Annotated in this window: 12 protein-coding genes and 1 pseudogene; 3 read left to right on the forward strand and 10 right to left on the reverse strand. The window is 73.2% G+C overall.

Going from position 1 to position 17974, the window contains the following annotated elements; translation table 11 throughout:
- Nucleotides 1-149 precede the first annotated feature (149 nt).
- The 6 genes and pseudogenes from E1291_RS06075 to metG all read right to left on the reverse strand — a co-directional run bounded on the left by E1291_RS06075 (nt 150) and on the right by metG (nt 7137).
- Nucleotides 150-1094 carry a 4-(cytidine 5'-diphospho)-2-C-methyl-D-erythritol kinase gene (locus E1291_RS06075; protein WP_131736742.1) on the reverse strand — a complete coding sequence of 315 codons (945 nt, stop codon included), beginning with the start codon at nt 1092-1094 and terminating at the stop codon, nt 150-152.
- A 99-nt stretch (nt 1095-1193) separates the two neighbouring features.
- Nucleotides 1194-2273: a glycoside hydrolase family 26 protein gene (locus tag E1291_RS06080; protein ID WP_131736730.1), complete on the reverse strand. Its 1080-nt coding sequence runs from the start codon at nt 2271-2273 to the stop codon at nt 1194-1196.
- A 139-nt stretch (nt 2274-2412) separates the two neighbouring features.
- Nucleotides 2413-3261 (reverse strand): annotated as a pseudogene (rsmA, locus tag E1291_RS06085) (16S rRNA (adenine(1518)-N(6)/adenine(1519)-N(6))-dimethyltransferase RsmA); the annotation flags it as partial.
- A gap of 19 nt (nt 3262-3280) precedes the next feature.
- Nucleotides 3281-4066: a resuscitation-promoting factor gene (locus E1291_RS06090; RefSeq protein ID WP_242613969.1), complete on the reverse strand. Its 786-nt coding sequence runs from the start codon at nt 4064-4066 to the stop codon at nt 3281-3283.
- A 453-nt stretch (nt 4067-4519) separates the two neighbouring features.
- Entirely contained in the window at nt 4520-5347 is an 828-nt protein-coding gene (locus E1291_RS06095) for a TatD family hydrolase (RefSeq protein WP_131736732.1), read from the reverse strand.
- Nucleotides 5344-7137, reverse strand: coding sequence for a methionine--tRNA ligase (gene metG / locus E1291_RS06100; protein WP_131736733.1), 1794 nt, complete (start codon nt 7135-7137; stop codon nt 5344-5346). The genes E1291_RS06095 and metG overlap by 4 nt, the downstream gene beginning before the upstream one ends.
- A 257-nt stretch (nt 7138-7394) precedes the next feature.
- Here metG and E1291_RS06105 point away from each other — a divergent pair, with 257 nt between their 5' ends.
- On the forward strand, nt 7395-9038 hold the full coding sequence (locus E1291_RS06105; protein WP_131736734.1) for a glycosyltransferase family 39 protein: 1644 nt from the start codon (nt 7395-7397) through the stop codon (nt 9036-9038).
- Between the two features lie 10 nt (nt 9039-9048).
- Here E1291_RS06105 and E1291_RS06110 read toward each other — a convergent pair whose 3' ends face one another.
- A complete protein-coding gene (locus E1291_RS06110) occupies nt 9049-10833 on the reverse strand; it encodes a hypothetical protein (protein WP_131736735.1) in 1785 nt (594 codons plus the stop codon).
- 272 nt (nt 10834-11105) lie between these two features.
- Entirely contained in the window at nt 11106-12473 is a 1368-nt protein-coding gene (locus E1291_RS06115) for a glycosyltransferase family 2 protein (RefSeq protein WP_242613970.1), read from the reverse strand.
- A 346-nt stretch (nt 12474-12819) separates the two neighbouring features.
- On the opposite strand from E1291_RS06115, the gene E1291_RS06120 reads away from it, so the two are divergent.
- Nucleotides 12820-14634: a hypothetical protein gene (locus E1291_RS06120; protein ID WP_207400586.1), complete on the forward strand. Its 1815-nt coding sequence runs from the start codon at nt 12820-12822 to the stop codon at nt 14632-14634.
- Nucleotides 14635-14974: 340 nt separating this feature from the next.
- Here the strand turns inward: E1291_RS06120 and E1291_RS06125 are convergent, their stop codons facing one another.
- Nucleotides 14975-15325: a hypothetical protein gene (locus tag E1291_RS06125; protein ID WP_131736736.1), complete on the reverse strand. Its 351-nt coding sequence runs from the start codon at nt 15323-15325 to the stop codon at nt 14975-14977.
- A 156-nt stretch (nt 15326-15481) separates the two neighbouring features.
- Nucleotides 15482-16315: a 16S rRNA (cytidine(1402)-2'-O)-methyltransferase gene (rsmI, locus tag E1291_RS06130; protein WP_131736745.1), complete on the reverse strand. Its 834-nt coding sequence runs from the start codon at nt 16313-16315 to the stop codon at nt 15482-15484.
- A 126-nt stretch (nt 16316-16441) separates the two neighbouring features.
- Here rsmI and E1291_RS06135 point away from each other — a divergent pair.
- A partial coding sequence (locus E1291_RS06135; protein WP_131736737.1) for a dolichyl-phosphate-mannose--protein mannosyltransferase occupies nt 16442-17974 on the forward strand: 1533 nt, incomplete at its 3' end.

Genomic DNA, 17974 nt, shown 5'->3' on the forward strand with positions numbered 1-17974 from the left:
CGACCGCATGACCCGGCCCAGGTGAAGCGACGCCGCAGGCGAGTCTCCTGGGCCGAGCCGTCACGCGAGCGCGATTCGCGCTCGCACAAGCACGGTCACGAAGCGAGCCTTAGCGAGCGCCGTGGGCCGGGATTGCAAGAAACACAGCGCTAGCGAGCGAAGTGGGCCGGGCTTGCGATCAACACCGCGCCCGGGACGGGGCCGGATGCTCGGAGGAGGTGTTCGGCCACGTTCGCGGCGGCGAGCTCGGTGGCCAGGGTGGCGGCGTGGTCGGCCGTTCCGGCGAGGAACGCGCAGGTGGGGCCGGAGCCGGAGACGAGCGCGCCGAGCGCGCCGAGGTCACGGCCGGCGTCGACCGTCCGGCGCAGGGACGGGCGCAGCGACAGCGCGGCGGGTTGCAGGTCGTTCACCAGCTCGGCGCCGAGGGCGTCCACGTCGCCGGTGGCGAGGGCGGCCATGAGCCCGGCGGAGACGCCGGGCTCGGGGACGGGCCGTCCGGCGGCGTCGCGGAGGCGGTCGCACTCGGCGTAGACGGCGGGGGTGGACAGGCCGCCGTCGGCGATGGCGAAGACCCAGTGGAAGGTGCCCCGGGTGAGCGCCGGGGTGAGCCGCTCGCCGCGGCCGACGCCGACGGCGGTGCCGCCGAGCAGGGCGAACGGGACGTCGCTGCCGAGCTCGGCGCCGAGCTCCATGAGGTCGTCGCGGGTCAGCGCGGGGTCGTCCGGGTCGTCCCACAGCCGGGCGCAGGCGACGAGCGCGGCGGCGGCGTCGGCGCTGCCGCCCGCCATGCCGCCGGCGACGGGGATGGCCTTGCGGATCCGCAGGGCCACCGCGGGGTCGACGCCGAGTTGCGCGGCGACGAGCCGGGCGGCGCGCGCGGCGAGGTTGTCGCCGGTGGTGGGGACGCCGTCGATCGCGGTCACCGAGCCCGGCGCGGCCTCGACGGCGACCGTCAGCCGCTCGGCGGGCGCGGCGCTCACCTCGTCGAACAGGGACACGGCGTGGAAGACGCTGACGAGTTCGTGGTAGCCGTCGTCGCGGAGCGGTCCCACGGCGAGCTGGAGGTTGACCTTCGCGGGGACGCGTACGCTCACTGCCGTCACGGCACCGAAGCGTACGGGACGTTCCGCGCCCGCCCCGAATCCGAGCCGGAGACGGTCCGGGCCGTCCGGGGGCGGGCGCGGGGCGGGCGGTCAGTCCCCGCTGGTCACCGGCAGGTTGCGGGGGTTGAAGTAGGGGGTGGTCGCCAGCTCGCGGAGCGCGGAGACGGCCCTCTTGTCGCCGCCGAGCGCGAACGCGCGCCGGTCGTCGCGGGCGTCCTCGGCCTGCTCGTCGGAGTCGAAGTAGAGGACGGCCTTGATCTGCGGGTCCTGCAGCAGGCCGGCGGCCCGGCGGAGCCATTCGGCGCGGCGCTCGCCGTAGGCCTTCGGTACCCCCATCTCGGCGATCATGATGGGCTTGGAACGGCCGCGCGCCCACTCCATGAACAGCTTCAGTGCCTCCGACAGGTCGCGGTACTCGAAGTCGCCGCCCGGCTGGGCGTCGGCGCAGATCCAGTCGACCTCGTCGTCGCCCGGGTAGTAGGCGCCGGCGTTGCCGGAGCCGAAGCCGCGCGCGGACGGGCACCAGACCCAGGCGACGTTGTCGACCTTCTCCTGCTTGAAGATCGCGCGCAGGTGCTTCCAGGCGGCGATGTAGTCGGGCGCCGAGTGGACCCGCTTGGACGCCGGGGACTTGTCCATGTCCCGTTCCCAGCGCAGGAAGACCGGCTTGCCGGTGGCCTTGACGGCGCGGGCGCGGGCCCGGATCAGCGCGTCCTCGCCGCCGCCGACGATCTCCCTGGCGTCGCCGCCGCTCCAGCTGAGCAGCAGGTACCGGTGGCCCGCGAGGACGGAGGAGTCGAAGGCCGAGGGGAACGGCGACTTCCAGGTGTGGAAGTTCTGCACGATGTCCAGCTGCCGGCCGAGGTCGCGCTCGAACCCGGCGATCGGGGCCATGCCCGGCTTGCCGGCGTCCTCGCCGGGGGCCGTGCCGCCCGGCGCCGTCGCGGCCGGGGACTTCGAGGGGGTCTGCGAGGGGGACTTCGGCCCGCCCTTGGCCGGGGGTCTGCCACCGTCCTCGGCCGGGACCCACGCGCCGAAGTAGGCGCCCTTCGCGGGGGGTGTGGGGGCGACGCCCGCACGCGCGGTCGTCGTGATCTTCGGTGCCGCGCCCGCGCCGCTACAGCCCGCCGCGGCGGCCACCGCCGCCAGGGCCGCCGCCACGACCGGCACCCGTAGGGGCCTCCCCGTCCGCGCCGTCCGCGAACGCGCCTTCACCATCGTCCTCCGCCTCATGTCGGGGCGCCGCCTCTTCCGGAACCGTCGCGCCCGCCGAAGCGGGCGCCGGGGGGATCGGAGGCTCGTCGCCCCCTGGACCATACTCGGCAATACGGGCGAAGGCGGCCACGTCCAGGGCTTCGCCCCGCGCCCGGGGATCAACGTCCGCGGCCCGCAGTGCCCGCTCGGCGTCCGCCGCGGAGCCCGCCCAGCCCGCCAGGGCGGCGCGCAGCGTCTTGCGGCGCTGCGCGAAGGCGGCGTCGATCACGGCGAACACCCGCGCGCGGGTCGCGCTCGTCCGGGGCGGCTCGTGCCTGGTGAAGGCGACGAGCCCGGAGTCGACGTTCGGCGCGGGCCAGAACACCGCGCGGCCGACGGGCCCGGCCCGGCGGGCGTCGCCGTACCAGGCGAGCTTCACCGACGGCACGCCGTAGATCTTGGATCCGGGCGCGGCGACCATGCGGTCGGCGACCTCGGCCTGCACCATGACCAGGGCGCTGCGCAGCGACGGCAGCGTGGCCAGCAGGTGCAGGACGACGGGGACGGCGACGTTGTAGGGCAGGTTCGCGACGAGCGCGGTGGGCGCCTCCCCGGGCAACGCCGTGATCTTCATCGCATCGGCGTGCACGACCTCCAGCCGGCCCGCGGCCCCCGGAACGCGGGCGGCGGCCGTGGCGGGCAGCTCGGCGGCGAGGGCGGGGTCGATCTCGACCGCGACGACCCGGCGGACCTCGGGCAGCAGCGCCAGCGTCAGCGAGCCGAGCCCCGGCCCCACCTCCACGACGACGTCGTCGGCGGCGAGCCCAGCGGCCCGCACGATCCGCCGGACGGTGTTGGCGTCGATGACGAAGTTCTGCCCGAGCGTCTTCGTCGGCCGGATGCCGAGCCGGTCCGCCAGTTCCCGTACGTCGGCCGGCCCCAGCAACCCTTGTCTCTCCCCCACGGAGTCCAGTGTCCCAGGTCTAGGAGAAGAGGAAGCGGCCGCAGTTCGGCCACTGCCCCTGCCAGCGGCCGTTCACCTTGGTGTACAGCAGCTGGGCCCGGTAGGTCTGCTCGCCGGGGCTGGCGTCGGACGGCTTGCCCGACCCGCCCACCGACGCCCACGACGACAGCGAGAACTGGTAGAGGCCGTAGTAGCCGGCCGGGTTGACCGCCCGCGGGTTGTTGTGCGACTCGCAGTTGGCGAGGCCGCTCCAGTTGAGCCGGGCCGCCGCGCCGCCGCCGCCCGACTGGGGCCCGACGGCCAGGATCCGCGGCACCGGCTTGCTCTTGACCTTCTCGGAGATGACGACCTTGACCTTCTTCCCCTTGCGCCGGACGAGGGCGATCTGAACGATCTTCACGCCCGGCTTCCCCTTGCGCAGCTCCTTCTCGGTGAACGGCGGAACCGAGGAGCTCTTCTTCTTGATCGTCGGCGCCGGGGTCCGGACGATCTTGGTGACCGGTGCCGACAGCAGCCGCATCACCTTGATCATCGCACCGGCGGGCGCCTCGCGGGGCGGGGTCACCAGATCGTGTTCGCCGAGCGGGATCTTCGCCTGGTCGAGGACCTGCTGGACGGTCGTGCCGGTGGTCATCGTCTCGGTCTTCTTCTTGTCGACGACGATGACGACCTTGCGCGCCGCCGGGGCGCTCGTCCGCGGCCGGTCCGCGACGGGCGCCGACGCGGCGGGCTTGGCCGCGCCGCCGCCACCGCCGCCGCCTCCGCAGGCCGCGGCCAGCAGCGCCGCGCCGGTCAGCACGGGCACGAGCCGGGTCGAGGCGAGACGCCCTGCACTGAGACGGCCGGCACTGAGACGCCCTGCACTGAGACGGCCGGCACCGGGGCGTCCGGGGCCGGGACGGGCGGGGGCGGGGGTGGTGGGGACCGGACGGGTCCGGGGAGCTCGACGCACCGTGTTCCTCCAGGGCGGGCCGGGCTCGGGGGCGCCCGTTCACCGGGCCAGAGAGTAGAGCCACCCGCCGGTCGCCCGCCACCTCAACGCGTACAGTGCCCCCGCGAAGCGCCCCCGGCCGGGCGGTGCGGGCGGGACGGGCGGGACGGGCCGATCCGCGCCCAAGTGATCATCTACGGCCTTTTCCCGTGCCTATGACAGACAATTCACCGAGCCATTCTCCGCGCGATCCGACCCGCCACACCTCGCCAATTTCCTGCGAATCCACATTCCCGGTTCCGGTGCGGGGGCCGGAACCGGCGGCCGTCACCAGGGGCCGAAGACACGCTCCCCGTTCACGGCGATCGCGGTGCACAGTTCCGCCACGTCCACGCCCTTGATCTCCGCCATCGCGCGGACGGTGTGCGGGATCAGGTACGAGGCGTTCGGCTTGCCGCGGTGCGGGACCGGCGTCAGGAACGGCGCGTCGGTCTCCACCAGGACGAGGTCGAGCGGCGCCGCCCGGAGCGCCTCGCGCAGCGGCTCGGCGTTCTTGAACGTGACGTTCCCGGCGAAGCTCATCACGTACCCGCGTTCGGCGCACACCTCGGCCATGCGGGCGTCGCCGGAGAAGCAGTGGAAGACCACCTTCTCCGGCGCGCCCTCCTCCAGCAGGAGGGCCAGGACGTCGTCGTGGGCGTCGCGGTCGTGGATGACCAGGGCCTTGCCGGTCCGCTTGGCGATCTCGACGTGGCCGCGGAACGAGGCGTGCTGGTCCTCCTTGGACGCCCAGTCGCGGTAGTAGTCCAGGCCGGTCTCGCCGATGGCGCGGACCTTGGGGTGCGCGGCCAGCCCGGCGATGTCGTCCAGGATCGCGTCGGAGATCCCCGTCGCCTCGTTCGGGTGGATCGCGACGCCCGCGTACACGGCGTCGAACTCGTCGGCGGCCTCCACGGCGAACCGGGACGACGGCAGGTCGCAGCCGATCGTGATGATCCGCGTGACGCCCGCCGCCCGCGCCGACGCGAGCTGCTCGGCCACCGGCGTCCCGACGATGTCGAGATGGCAGTGGCTGTCGAACACCTCGACGGGCAGCCGGTCGGGCAGCGGCGCGAACGAGCGGGCGGCCTGCCCGTCCTGCTCGTCGGCGCTCACGGCTTCTCCAGGCGGGCGACTTCCTCGTCCGCCACCGACGGTTCGAGCTTGCGGAACAGCGGGGCCGGCTTGGCCAGCGGGACGCCCGGCTTGATCGGCGTGGACTCCCAGCGCGCCGCGGTGGCGTAGTCGCCGGTCAGCACCTGGTAGTCCGGGCCGCCCTCCTCCGAGACCGTCCGCAGCTCCGGCATGCCGCTCCACACGCCCTCGCCGCCGAGCATCTCGTAGACCTTCTGCGACGAGGCGGGCAGGAACGGGGTGAGGAGCGTCTTGGCGTCGTCCACCACCTGCAGCGCGGTGTGCAGGATCGACTGGACGCGGGCCGGGTCGTCCTTCAGCTTCCACGGCGCCTGGTCGGACAGGTACCGGTTGGCGTCGCGGACGACGTCCAGCGCCTCGGTGATCGCGTTCTTGAACCGGGACCGGCCGAGCTCGGCGCCGACCGCGCCGAAGGCGGTGCGGCTGCGCTCCATCAGGGCCCGGTCGGCGTCGGTGAGCTCGCCCGCCTCGGGGACCGCGCCGAAGTTCTTGGCGGCCATGGTCACCGACCGGTTGACCAGGTTGCCCCAGGCGGCGACCAGCTCGTCGTTGTTGCGGCGGACGAACTCCGACCAGGTGAAGTCGGTGTCCTGGTTCTCCGGACCGGCGATCGCGACGTAGTAGCGCAGCGCGTCGACGTCGTAGCGCTCCAGGAAGTCCTTCACGTAGATGACGACCTGGCGGGACGAGGAGAACTTCTTGCCCTCCATCGTCAGGTACTCCGACGACACCACCTCGGTCGGGACGTTCAGCGCGCCGAGCGTCCCGGGGGTGCCGCCCTTGTCGCCCTGGCCGCCGTACCCGTACAGCATCGCCGGCCAGATCTCGGCGTGGAAGACGATGTTGTCCTTGCCCATGAAGTAGTAGGACAGCGCGTCCGGGTCCTGCCACCAGGCCCGCCACGCCTCCGGGTCGCCGGACCGGCGGGCCCACTCGACCGACGCCGAGAAGTACCCGACGACCGCGTCGAACCACACGTACAGCTTCTTCGCCGGGTTGTCGCGCCAGCCGTCCAGCGGGATGGGGACGCCCCAGTCCAGGTCGCGGCTGATCGCCCGCGGCTGCATGTCGTCCAGCAGGTTCAGCGCGAACTTCAGCACGTTCGGCCGCCACTGGCCCTGCTTGCCGCGCAGGTACCGGCCGAGAACGTCGGTGAAGGCGGGCAGGTCGAGCATGAAGTGCTCGGTCTCGATGAACTTCGGCTTCTCCCCGTTGATCCGGCTCACCGGATTGATCAGGTCGACCGGGTCGAGCTGGTTGCCGCAGTTGTCGCACTGGTCGCCGCGCGCCCCGTCGTACCCGCAGATCGGGCAGGTGCCCTCGATGTAGCGGTCGGGCAGGGTCCGGCCGGTGGACGGCGAGATCGCGCCCATCGTGGTCTTGGGGAAGATGTAGCCGTTGTCGTACAGGCCCTTGAAGATCTCCTGGACGATCGCGTAGTGGTTCAGGGTCGTGGTGCGGGTGAACAGGTCGTAGGTCATGCCGAGGCCGTGCAGGTCCTCGGCGATCACGCCGTTGTAGCGGTCGGCCAGCTCGCGCGCCGACACGCCCTCCTTGTCGGCCTGGACCTGGATCGGCGTGCCGTGCTCGTCGGTACCGCTGACCATCAGGACCCGGTTGCCCGCCATCCGCTGGTAGCGGCTGAACATGTCGGCGGGCAGCGCGAATCCGGAGACGTGCCCGATGTGACGGGGCCCGTTGGCGTACGGCCAGGCGGGCGCGGTCAAGATGTGTCGGCTTGACGAGGACATGGAATCAAGGGTAGTCGGGTCCGTCCCCCCAACCGCACCGATATCCGCGCGGCGCAGCCTGGAAGGTTGCTGGAGATCCGGCCCGCCCGCGTCCCGCCGCGCCGGGACGCGAGTAGCCTGGTCCGGCGTTTGCGCGGCGCGACGGTACGGCGCGCGGCGGACGGCGCGGCCCGGCACGGGCCCGCGGGACGGGAGACGGGACCGGCGGGGCGGCCCGGAGCCCGGCGACGACGATCAGGCGAAGGCAGAAGCGAGGCATGGCCCAGACCACGGCCGGTCAGACCGGCAGGCGGACGGCGGACGAGCGGACGGCGGACGGAGGGTCCGGGTCCCCCGGCAGGGCCCTCGGCCGGGTCGCCCGGCGGATCCTCGGCCGCGCCCGCCGGACCAGGCGGGTCGTGTGGCTCACCCTGTTCGTCGCGGCGTGCACCGTGCTCGCCCAATGGGTGATCATGACGCCGCCGCTGTACTTCGATCCCTACTACGTCTGGCTCGGCGCCCGCGACTGGCCGCACGTCCCGCTCACGCAGTGGCCCTTCGACGAGGTCCCCCACCAGGTCACCCGGATCGGGCTGGTGGTGCCCGCCCGGCTCGTCCAGGACGTCCTCGGCCCCGGCCAGGCCGCCTACTTCGTGATCGCGGCGCTCGGCGGGTGCGCGTTCTTCGCCGGGACGTACCTGGTCGTCCGGTCCCTGTTCGGCGATCTCGCCGGGCTGGCGTCCGCGCTGGTCCTGCTGATCAACCCGTTCTTCACGATGACCAACCCGTTCGGGCACGAGGTCACCTGGTCGAGCGGCGTGATGCTGCCCGACATGCCCGGCGCCGGGCTGTTCTCCCTCGGCATGGCGGGCCTCGTGGTCGCGAGCCGCCGGACGGGCCGCGACCAGACGCGGCTCCTGCTCGCCGCCGGGGTGCTGCTCGGGTCGTCGTTCCTCGTCCGGGAGTTCCTGGCGTTCCTGTTCCTCGCGATCCCGGTGTACCTGTGGGCGCTGCGGATCCCGTGGCGGCGCAACGTCACCGTCGGCGCGCCGATGGCGGCGATCCTGGCGATCAACCTGGTGCACAACGCGGTGGTGTGGGGCAACCCGCTGGCCGGGCTGCGCTCGGCGGCCGAGCACGGCGGCCAGTCCCGCGACTACGTCACCCGCGGTCTCGCGCTGCGCTCGTTCCTGCGCGCCATGAACGACTGGAACGCGCTAGGGACGATCTTCGTCGCGGCGCTGGCGCTGACGATCGTGGGCTGGGCGGTCACCCGGGACCGGCGGCTGGCGCTGGTCCTGGTGTGGTTCTTCGCCCTGGCCGTGCCGCTGACGGTGCTGTCGGGCGTCCTGGACCCCGACAACATCTCGCTGCGGGCCTGGCTGCCGCGCTACTGGTTCGCGGTGCTCCCCGCGCTGATGGCCGGGGCGTCCGGCTCGCTGATCCTGATGTTCCGGATGCTGCCGGCCGAGGCTGTGCGGCGGTTCCGGCTCCGCACGGTGGCGATCCCCGCGCTCGCGGTCGCGCTCGGCGCGGGGTACGCGGTGTCGGCCGTCCGCGCCGTCCCCGATCTGCCGCGTGACACGGCCTGGAACGAGTTCCGCGGTTACCTGCGCGGGCACCGCGACATGCGGCTGATCTGCGCGGACCGGCGGCTCGCGCAGACCCTCACGTTCTACACGCGCGACATGTGGGGCGAGCCCATCTGGAACGGCGAGATCCGCGACTTCCCGCACTTCATGCCACAGATCCCGCGCAACGCCCTGGAAGGGCCCATGCTCTACACCCACTGGCGCGGCCAGGAGTCGCAGATCGCCGCGGGCTGGCGGCCGTCCACCGAGATGGGCTGGCGGCTCCTGTGGCGTTCCTCCGACGGCGTCCTCCAGCTGTGGAACCCGCCTCCCGGCGCCGCCGCCGGCTGACGCCCGGCGGTCAGTGCGCCCAGGCCACCCAGTCGCCCTCGGGGGTACGGCGGGCGTCGACGATCCGCCACCCGGCGGGGGCGCCGCCCGGCCAGGACGCGGTGGCGGGCCCGTCCTCCGGCCAGGCCAGGACCACCATGTCCACGTTCTGCGGCGGCGGCACGTCCCGCGCGTTGAAGATGCTCCCCGCGCTCCACCAGGCCCAGTAGTAGTGCGAGAGCCGGATCGTCCAGGGGACGTTCCAGTCCAGCGCCACGGACCGGCGCGCGCGCAGGTCGGTGTCGGCGCGCAGGTCGGTGTGCGCGGTCGTCTCCCGGACGAGCGGGCGCGCGATCCGCTCGGTGGCGGTGACGGCCGTCGCGAGCGCCACGGCGGCGAGCAGGCCCGCCAGCAGTTCCGGCCCGCGCCTGCGCAGCACGGTCGCGAGCACCGCCAGGCCGAGCAGGGTGAGGCCCGCGAACGTCGCCCGCCACAGGTGGAACGACGTCCAGTCCCAGGTCAGGAACGAGGTCTCGGGGAAGTCGTAGCGGGTGTAGGTGTAGCGGCTCAGCCGGTCGCCCGCGTACCACTGGACGACGCACGCCGTCAGGACGGTCAGCGTCACCGCCGACGCCGCCGCCCACAGCAGCGTCCGCCGTCCGGCGCGCAAGAGGACCGCGACCCCGACGGCGAACAGGATCGGCGTGACGCAGGCCAGGTAGCGGCCGTAGACGTAGTTGCCGATGCGGTACTCGTCCGGCAGCGCCCCGGACGTGGCGAACGCGATCCCCGCCACGAGCGCGAGGAGCGCCAGCGCCAGCGCGCGCAGCCGCGCCGGGGTGCCGCGCCGGGTCGCCGCGAACGCCACGGTGACCAGGCCGATCGCGGCGACGCCGCCGGTGGCCACGGCCTGGTACCAGATCTGGCCCGTGCCGAGCGACAGCATCCAGCCCAGGCCGCCCCGGGTGGTCATCCGCTGGACGAGGTTGCCGCTCAGGTCGTTGTCGCCCGCCGGGTACAGGTGCGGGAGCAGCGCGTGGTTCAGCGCCGTCCCGGCTCCGACCCCGATGGCCAGCACGAGCGCGGCGACGGCGGTGCCGCGCCGGGACCGCCACCGGCACAGCACCGCCGCCAGCAGCAGGCAGGCGTGCACCACCAGCAGGATCGCGCCCCGGGTGTGGCAGGTGTAGGCGAAGGCGACCAGAAGCGAGGCTCCCGCGCCGGGCGCCAGGGCCCGGCGGGACGGACGCCCCGCGGGGGCGGCGGGGCGGGTCAGCCAGGCGTGCGCGAGCAGCAGCCAGCCGAGCACGACCGCCGGCAGCACCGCGTCGGTCAGCACGAACTCGGAGTAGAACAGCACGCCCGGCAGCAGCGCCGTCACGTGCGCGAACAGGTACGCCCAGCGGCGCCGCACCTGGAGGCCGCGCAGCAGCAGGTAGGCCAGCGGCAGCACCGCCGCGCCGATCATCGCGTTGATCACCAGCGCGGACCGGTACACCCCCACCGGCCCGCCGCCGATCCAGAACGCGGGCGTGAGCAGCAGCGGGTATCCGCCCCGGTAGACCGTCCCGTACGAAAGGTCCGCGTCCGGCCCGCCGGTCAGCACGCGGGCGGCGAACAGGTAGCCCGCCTCGTCGGGCGTCGCGACCGGCATCGTCTGCCCGGACGCCAGCCACAGCCGCAGCGCGACCTGCGCCGTCCAGCCGAGCAGGAACAGCAGGACCAGGCGCCGCCGCCGGGAGGCGGGTGCGGTGTCCGGGCCCGCCGGCGCGAGGACGGGACGCGCGACGGCCCGGGGCGCTGCCTCGGTGCTCATCGCCGTCCGCGGCGCCGGAAGCGGGCGCTCAGGGGAGGAAGATCCATTGCCGTGTCAGCCTGTCACAGTGCGGGCGACGCATCCTCTGCGGCCCGGAAACGCTCAGCAAGTTCTCGGCATTCAGCACGTTGCGCGACCGCGCGCCGACCCTTCGCGACGAACGCCAGGCCACGGGGCCGGGTGCCGCGGGCGGCCGGGGCGGGTCCGGAAACGCCGAGCCCCCGGGGATCGGACTCCCCGGGGGCTCGGTGACGGTCCCGAAGGGACGGCGCTCAGCTCCCGTCCTCACCCTTGGCCGAGCCGCCCGGCGCCGTCGCGGACTCGGTGGCGGGCTCGCCCTCGGCGGGCGCGGGCACCGACGCCTTCGCGACGGCGGTGGCGTCGGCGGTGGCGGTGGCGGTCGCGTCCTTGGCGGCCCGGCGCTCGCCGGCCACCTTCTCGGCGGCGGCGTCGACGACGCCCGCGGCCTCCTCGGCCGGGTCGACGAGCGGCGGGTGCTGGCGGCGGCGGATGCCGAGGATGCTGACGAACAGCGAGGCGAAGATGGCCTGCAGGCTCATCACCAGCGCGGTCGCGGCGGGCACCACGATGCGCAGCGAGTGCCGCGGGTCGAGCTCGCCGAAGTCGTTGACCCGCCAGTGCAGCAGCGAGGCGGCCAGGCCGGCCAGTCCCGCCACCGCGAGCAGCCCGCCGAGCAGCAGGCCGCGCTCCAGGCTCCACCAGTCGATGATCTTCTGTACCCGGCGGTCGTGCGGCAGGAACCCCTCCTGCATCGCGTAGACCTTGGTGAGCAGCGCGAACAGCACCGCCTGGAAGCCGATCACCAGCGCGGCGGACGCGCCGACGAGGGTGTCGACGTCGAAGGCGATGTCCCCGACCGTGACGGGACCGGTGGACAGTGCGATCCCGGCGATCAATCCGAGCGTCATAAAGACGAGACCCGGGATCAGGAACAGCCAGCGCGGGCTGTAGAGCATGAGGAAGCGGAGATGACGCCAACCGTCACGCCAGGTGTTCAGGTGCGGGGCGCGGGACCGCCCGTCCGGCGACAGCGTCGTCGGCACCTCGCGGATGTCGTACTTCTGCAGGGTCGCCTTGACGACCATCTCGCTGGCGAACTCCATGCCGCCGGTCTGCAGCCCGAGCCGCAGGATCGACTCCTTGTTGAAGGCGCGCAGCCCGCAGTGGAAGTCGCCGATCTTGCTGCGGAAGAACAGCCGGCCGACGAAGCTCAGCACCGGGTTCCCGAGGTAGCGGTGCAGCGGCGGCATGGCGCCCGGCGCGATGCCGCCCTTGAAGCGGTTGCCCATGACGAGGTCGGCGCCGTCGCGCAGTTCGTCCAGGAACGGCCCGAGGGTGGTGAAGTCGTAGGAGTCGTCGGCGTCGCCCATCGCGACGTAGCGGCCGCGCGCGGCGCGGATGCCGCCCATCAACGCGTTGCCGTACCCCTTGTCGATCACCGGCACGACACGGGCCCCGGCGTCGCGGGCGAGTTGCTGACTGCCGTCGGTGCTGCCGTTGTCGGCGATGACGACCTCGCCGTCGATGCCGCTGTCCTCAAAGAAGCCGATGGTCTTACGGACGCAGGTCTCGACCGTTTCGGCCTCGTTCAGACATGGCATCACTACGGAGAGTTCCACGCGATCTCCTTCGTTACCCCTGGTGACCGTCTGCGGTACTTTCCACTAATCTCGTCATGTTCCGCTCGGCGGCCCGTCGTCGGTCATGATGCCTGCCGGGAGCGCGTGATGCTGGGCGCTCCGCACAAGAGCGCCCGTATCGTGTTGCGCACTTGCAACCGAAAGACCCTCTCCGCCGCGCTCGCGGGCGGCAGGCTAGGACGTCAAGCATACGGGCACGGCGGCCCGGAAAGGTTGGGTCGGCTGTGACGCGCGGGGAAAAGGCGGTGCCGGGCTCGCTGCCGGGCGCACCGCCGCAGGCACCGTCACCGGGACGGGGACCGGACACCGAAGGGAAGGTGCGGTAGTGGCGGGGGACGCACCGCACGGCAGCGTGCTCGACGGGGGCCACCCCGGCGAGGAACTGCTCGACGCCGTGCAGGACGCCGCGCGGAACGCCCTGGCCACGGGCGGATCGGCCGAGATCCCGGCCGGCGTCGTGGCCGTCGCGGCGGGCGCGGCGACACGCCGCGACACGCCCGGGAGCGCCGCCACCGGCATCGATTCGGAAAACTCGGGCGCGGCGGGCGGCACCATCGTGAACACGGCCACCGGCACCGCCACGGGCACCGAGGCCGCCGGCCCCCGGCACGCCGAGGCCCCGGGCGAGTCGTCCACCGCACCGGACGAACCGTCCACCGCCGAAGGTTCCGGACGGCTCGGCCGGGCCGCCGGGCTGTGGGAGGTGGTGCGCCGCCACCCGCTCTTCGCTGTGATCATTGCCACAGCGACACTGCTCCGCCTCGTCGCCATGATCGGCTACCAGCCGGCGATGTACTTCAACGACAGCTTCGACTACCTGCACGTGGCGACCGAGCCCTACCCGAACCCGCTGCGGCCCGACGGCTACTCGTTCCTGCTGCTCGCCCTGAAGCCGTTCCACAGCTTCGCGCTCCTCGTGCTCGTCCAGCACCTCATGGGCCTGGGCATGGGCGTGATGATCTACGCGCTGCTGCGCCGCCGGTTCGGGCTGCCCGGCTGGGGCGCCGCGCTGGCGGCGGCGCCGGTCCTGCTGGACGCCTACCAGATCCAGCTCGAGGAGCTGGTGCTGTCGGACACGACGTTCACGTTCCTCGTGATGTGCACGGTCACCCTGCTGCTGTGGAAGGACCGGCCCACCTGGAAGATCGCCGCGTCCGCCGGGCTCATCGTCGGGCTGGCCTGGCTGACCCGCTCGGTGGGCATGCCGGTGCTGCTCGGCGTGCTGGCGTTCATGGCGGTCCGCCGCAACGGCTGGCGGCTCATCGCGGTGACGCTGGTGGCGTGCGCGCTTCCCATCCTGGCCTACATGGGCTGGTACAAGGCCGACACGGGCAAGTTCGCCATCACCGAGAGCAACGGCATCTTCCTGTACGCCCGCGTGTACAAGTTCGCGAACTGCCACAAGATGGACGACCTGCCGGTGAGCGAGTACGCGCTGTGCACCGAGCCGGCGACCCGCCTGCCGAACTCACAGGACGGCATCTGGAACGCGCGGTCCCCGTTCAACCGCTACCCGGGCCGCCGCTTCGGCCCGGAGAACAACGCGCTCGGCAACGACTTCGCCAAGCGGGCGATCGTCGCCCAGCCGGGCGACTACCTGCGGGTCGTCGCGCACGACTTCTTCAAGGTCTTCCGCTGGAACCGGACGGTCTTCCCGGACGAGGCGACCTACAACCAGTACGAGTTCCGCAAGAGCGGCACCGCGCTGCCCGACTGGCACATGGACAACGACTCGATCGCCTCGGCGGAGGCGAGCGCCTACGAGCGCGGCGACGCCCACACCCGGGTCGTCGAGCCGTTCGCCGGAGCCATCCGCGTCTACCAGGACCACGTCTACCTGCGCGGCACCATGCTCGGCGGCATCCTGCTGGTCGGCCTGGCGGGCGCGGTCCCGCTGTGGCGGCGCTTCGGCGGCGCGGCCCTCCTGCCCTGGAGCCTGGCGACGGGCCTGCTGCTGGCACCGGCCGCCACCGCCGAGTTCGACTACCGCTACGTGCTCCCCGCCGTCCCGCTGGCGGGCCTGGCGGCGGGCCTGGCCTTCACCCCGGAGGCAAGGGCACGCCTGGCCCCCCTGACCCGCCGCCTGCGCCGCAGCCCCAAGGTCCCCGCCAAGCCGGAGAGCACCCCCGCCACCACCTGACCCACGCGAAAGCCACTCCCCACCCCCCTCAGGGCCCCGCCACCAAGGCGAGGCCCTGAGCCGCGTAAATCCCAAAAGCCTTCCGGCGCGCCCCGCAAGCAAGGCAAAGCCAAAGGCGAGCAGGCCCGACCGACAGCGAGCGGTACGAGTCCGCAAAAGCAGGACCGACGACAAGGCTCCCAAGACCAGCGAGCCCAGCCGTCACGCGAGCGCGCGCCCTGACCGGCGGGGGCGACGCCGAAGGCGAGCCCCCGCCGGGAAGATCGCGAAGCGATTCGCGCTCGCACAAGCCCGGTCACGAAGCGAGCCGCCAGGCGAGCGAAGTGGGCCGAGCTTGCAATTAGAACGCGTGTATGTGGCGGAGGTGGTAGACCATCGCGATGTCGTTGCCGCTGCGGGCGGCGGGCATCACGCGGGGCTTGCCTCGGGGGGCCGAGAGCACCTTGATGTTCTGGCTCTGGCAGTTGGGGCAGGCGTGGTCGGTCCAGGGCGTCATGCAGCGTTGCCCCTCTTTCTCGTACACGACCGCCTCTCCCCCGTGCCCGTCGGCGTAATGGCGGGTCTCGTACTGCTCTTCCCATGTCGTCATGCAGGCCAGGCATTCGTAGACCCAGGCCTCGTGGCTCGACCACACCTCGTGCATGGCCCCCACCTCCTCGGTGACGCCCGTTCGCGCTGGCGGTGCCCGCATCGCGCATCGCCCTGCCGGGGCTCGCGCGGGGCGACGTCGGCGCCTACTTCCATTGTGCGCGCGACGGTTCCCCGATGGCCCGCTTGAGCCGCCGGGGGGGTTATTCCCCGCTTCTCCGCTTTTGGACCGCTCCGGACTGGTCGCCTGTCGTTCCAGTTACCCGCGGGCTCCGACGACGGCGTCGTACACGGTCCGCTTGGGCACGCCGTTCTCCTTGGCGATCTCCTGGATGGCCTGCTTGCGGGCCGTTCCCGCGGCCTCCCGGGCGGCGACGGCGGCCGCCAGGTCGGCCGGGTCCGACAGCCCCTCCGGCTCGGGGGCGCCCCCGACGACGAGGGTGATCTCGCCGCGGACGCCGTCGCGCGCCCAGTCGGCGAGGTCGCCGAGGGGACCGCGGCGGACCTCCTCGTAGGTCTTGGTCAGCTCCCGGCAGACGGCGGCCTCGCGGCCGGCGCCGAACGCGGCCGCCATCGCCTCCAGGGTCGCGGCGAGCCGGTGCGGCGCCTCGAAGAACACCATCGTGCGCTGCTCGGCGGCGAGGGCGGCGAGCCGCCGGGACCGCTCGCCCGCCCGGCGCGGCGGGAAGCCCTCGAAGCAGAACCGGTCGGTGGGCAGGCCGGACACGACCAGCGCGGTCGTCACGGCGGACGGGCCGGGCAGCACCGACACCGGCACGCCCTCGGCGATCGCCGCGCGGACGAGCCGGTAGCCGGGATCCGACACGCCCGGCATGCCCGCGTCGGTGATCACCAGCACGTCCCGGCCGGCCAGCAGCTCCGCCAGCAGCTCGGCGGCGCGGGCCCGCTCGTTCTGGTCGTGGTAGGACACGATCCGGGCCGCCGGTTCCACGCCGAGGTCGGCGGTGAGCCGGCGCAGCCGGCGGGTGTCCTCGGCGGCGATCACGGGTGTGCCGGCGAGGGCCGCGCGCAGCCGCGGCGACGCGTCCTCGGGCCGTCCGATCGGTGCCGCTCCCAGCAGCAGGGTCCCCATCACGCGGCCCAGTCTCTCACCGCCGCGGCACGTGCCCGGCGGCCGGCGGCGCTCCCGCGGGCGGTCCCGCGGCCGTCCTGGGGCGGAGCCGGTTTCGGAGCCGGTCGGCGCCCGTACGATTGCAGGATGGCGACGACGGATCTGTCTCCCGCCCCGGCCGTTCCCCGGCGGCCGCGGCCGCCCTCCGTGCGGGAGTGGCTGGCCCCGCCACGCCTCGGCGACCCGCTGCTCGGCTGGCTGGCCCCCCTGCTGATCACCGTGTTCGCGGGGTACCTGCGCTTCGACCGGCTCGGCACGCCGCGGACGGTCGTGTTCGACGAGACCTATTACGCCAAGGACGCGCTCGCCCTGTGGAAGTTCGGGTGGGAGCACAACACCGTCGCCAACGCCGACAAGCAGCTCATCGCCGACCAGCACGCGAACATCTGGTCCGGCGGGCCGTCGTTCGTGGCGCACCCGCCGATGGGCAAGTGGATGATCGCGATCGGCGAGTGGATGTTCGGCGCGACACCGTTCGGCTGGCGGTTCGTGCCCGCGCTGGTCGGGACGCTGTCGGTGCTGATCCTGTGCCGGGTCGCGCGCCGGATGACGGGATCGACGCTGCTCGGCTGCGCCGCCGGGCTGCTGCTGGCCCTGGACGGCCTGGAGTTCGTGACCAGCCGCGCCGCGCTGCTGGACATCTTCGTGATGTTCTGGATCCTCGCCGGGTTCGCCTGCCTGGTGAACGACCGGGACCGGTCCCGGCGCCGGCTCGCCGAGCTGATGGAGCGCGGCCCGGTGACGGCCCATGGTCCGTTCCTGGCGCACGGCTGGCGGTACGGGGCGGGAATCTGCCTCGGCCTGGCCTGTGCGACCAAGTGGACCGGGCTGTTCTACATCGGCGCGTTCGGGATCATGGTCGTGCTGTGGGACTACGGGGCGCGGCGCGCGGCCTCGGTCCGGCGGCCGTTCGCCGGGACGCTGCTGCTGGAGGCGGGCCCGGCGTTCGTCCAGCTCGTCGTGGTGGCGCTGGTGACCTACGTCGCCTCCTGGTGGGGGTGGATCTTCCGGCCGGGCGGCTACGGGCGCGGTGAGGCGGCGTCGAACCCGCTGTGGCGGCCGTTCGAGGCGATGCCGGACCTGTGGCGCTACCACAAGGCCATGCTCGACTTCCACAACGGGCTGGACGCCAAGCACCCGTACCAGTCGTGGCCGTGGGACTGGCCGGTGCTGCGCCGTCCGGTGGCGTTCTACTACACCGAGCCGAAGGGGGCGTGCGGCGGCACCGCGCGCTGCTCGCGGGAGATCCTCGGGATCGGCACGCCGGTGCTGTGGTGGGGCGCGCTGGCGGCGCTGGTCGGGGTCCTGTTCATCTGGCTGGTGCTGCGGGACTGGCGGGCCGGGGCCATCGTGCTGGGGTTCCTCGCGGGCTGGCTGAGCTGGTTCCCGTCGGCCTTCGCCGACCGCACGATGTTCCTGTTCTACGCCACGCCGCTGATCCCGTTCATGGTGCTGGCGGTGGTGCTGGTGCTCGGGTACATGATCGGGCCGGCGCCGGTACGGGCCGCCGGGGCGCACGCGGCGGGCGCCCCCAGGGCGGAACCGCCGGAACCGCCGGGCGGGCCGCCGGAGGGGTACGGGCCGTCCCTCACCGAGACCGGCGGGGCCTCCGCCGCGCCC

Source organism: Actinomadura roseirufa (assembly GCF_900659635.1).
Lineage (GTDB): Bacteria > Actinomycetota > Actinomycetes > Streptosporangiales > Streptosporangiaceae > Spirillospora > Spirillospora roseirufa.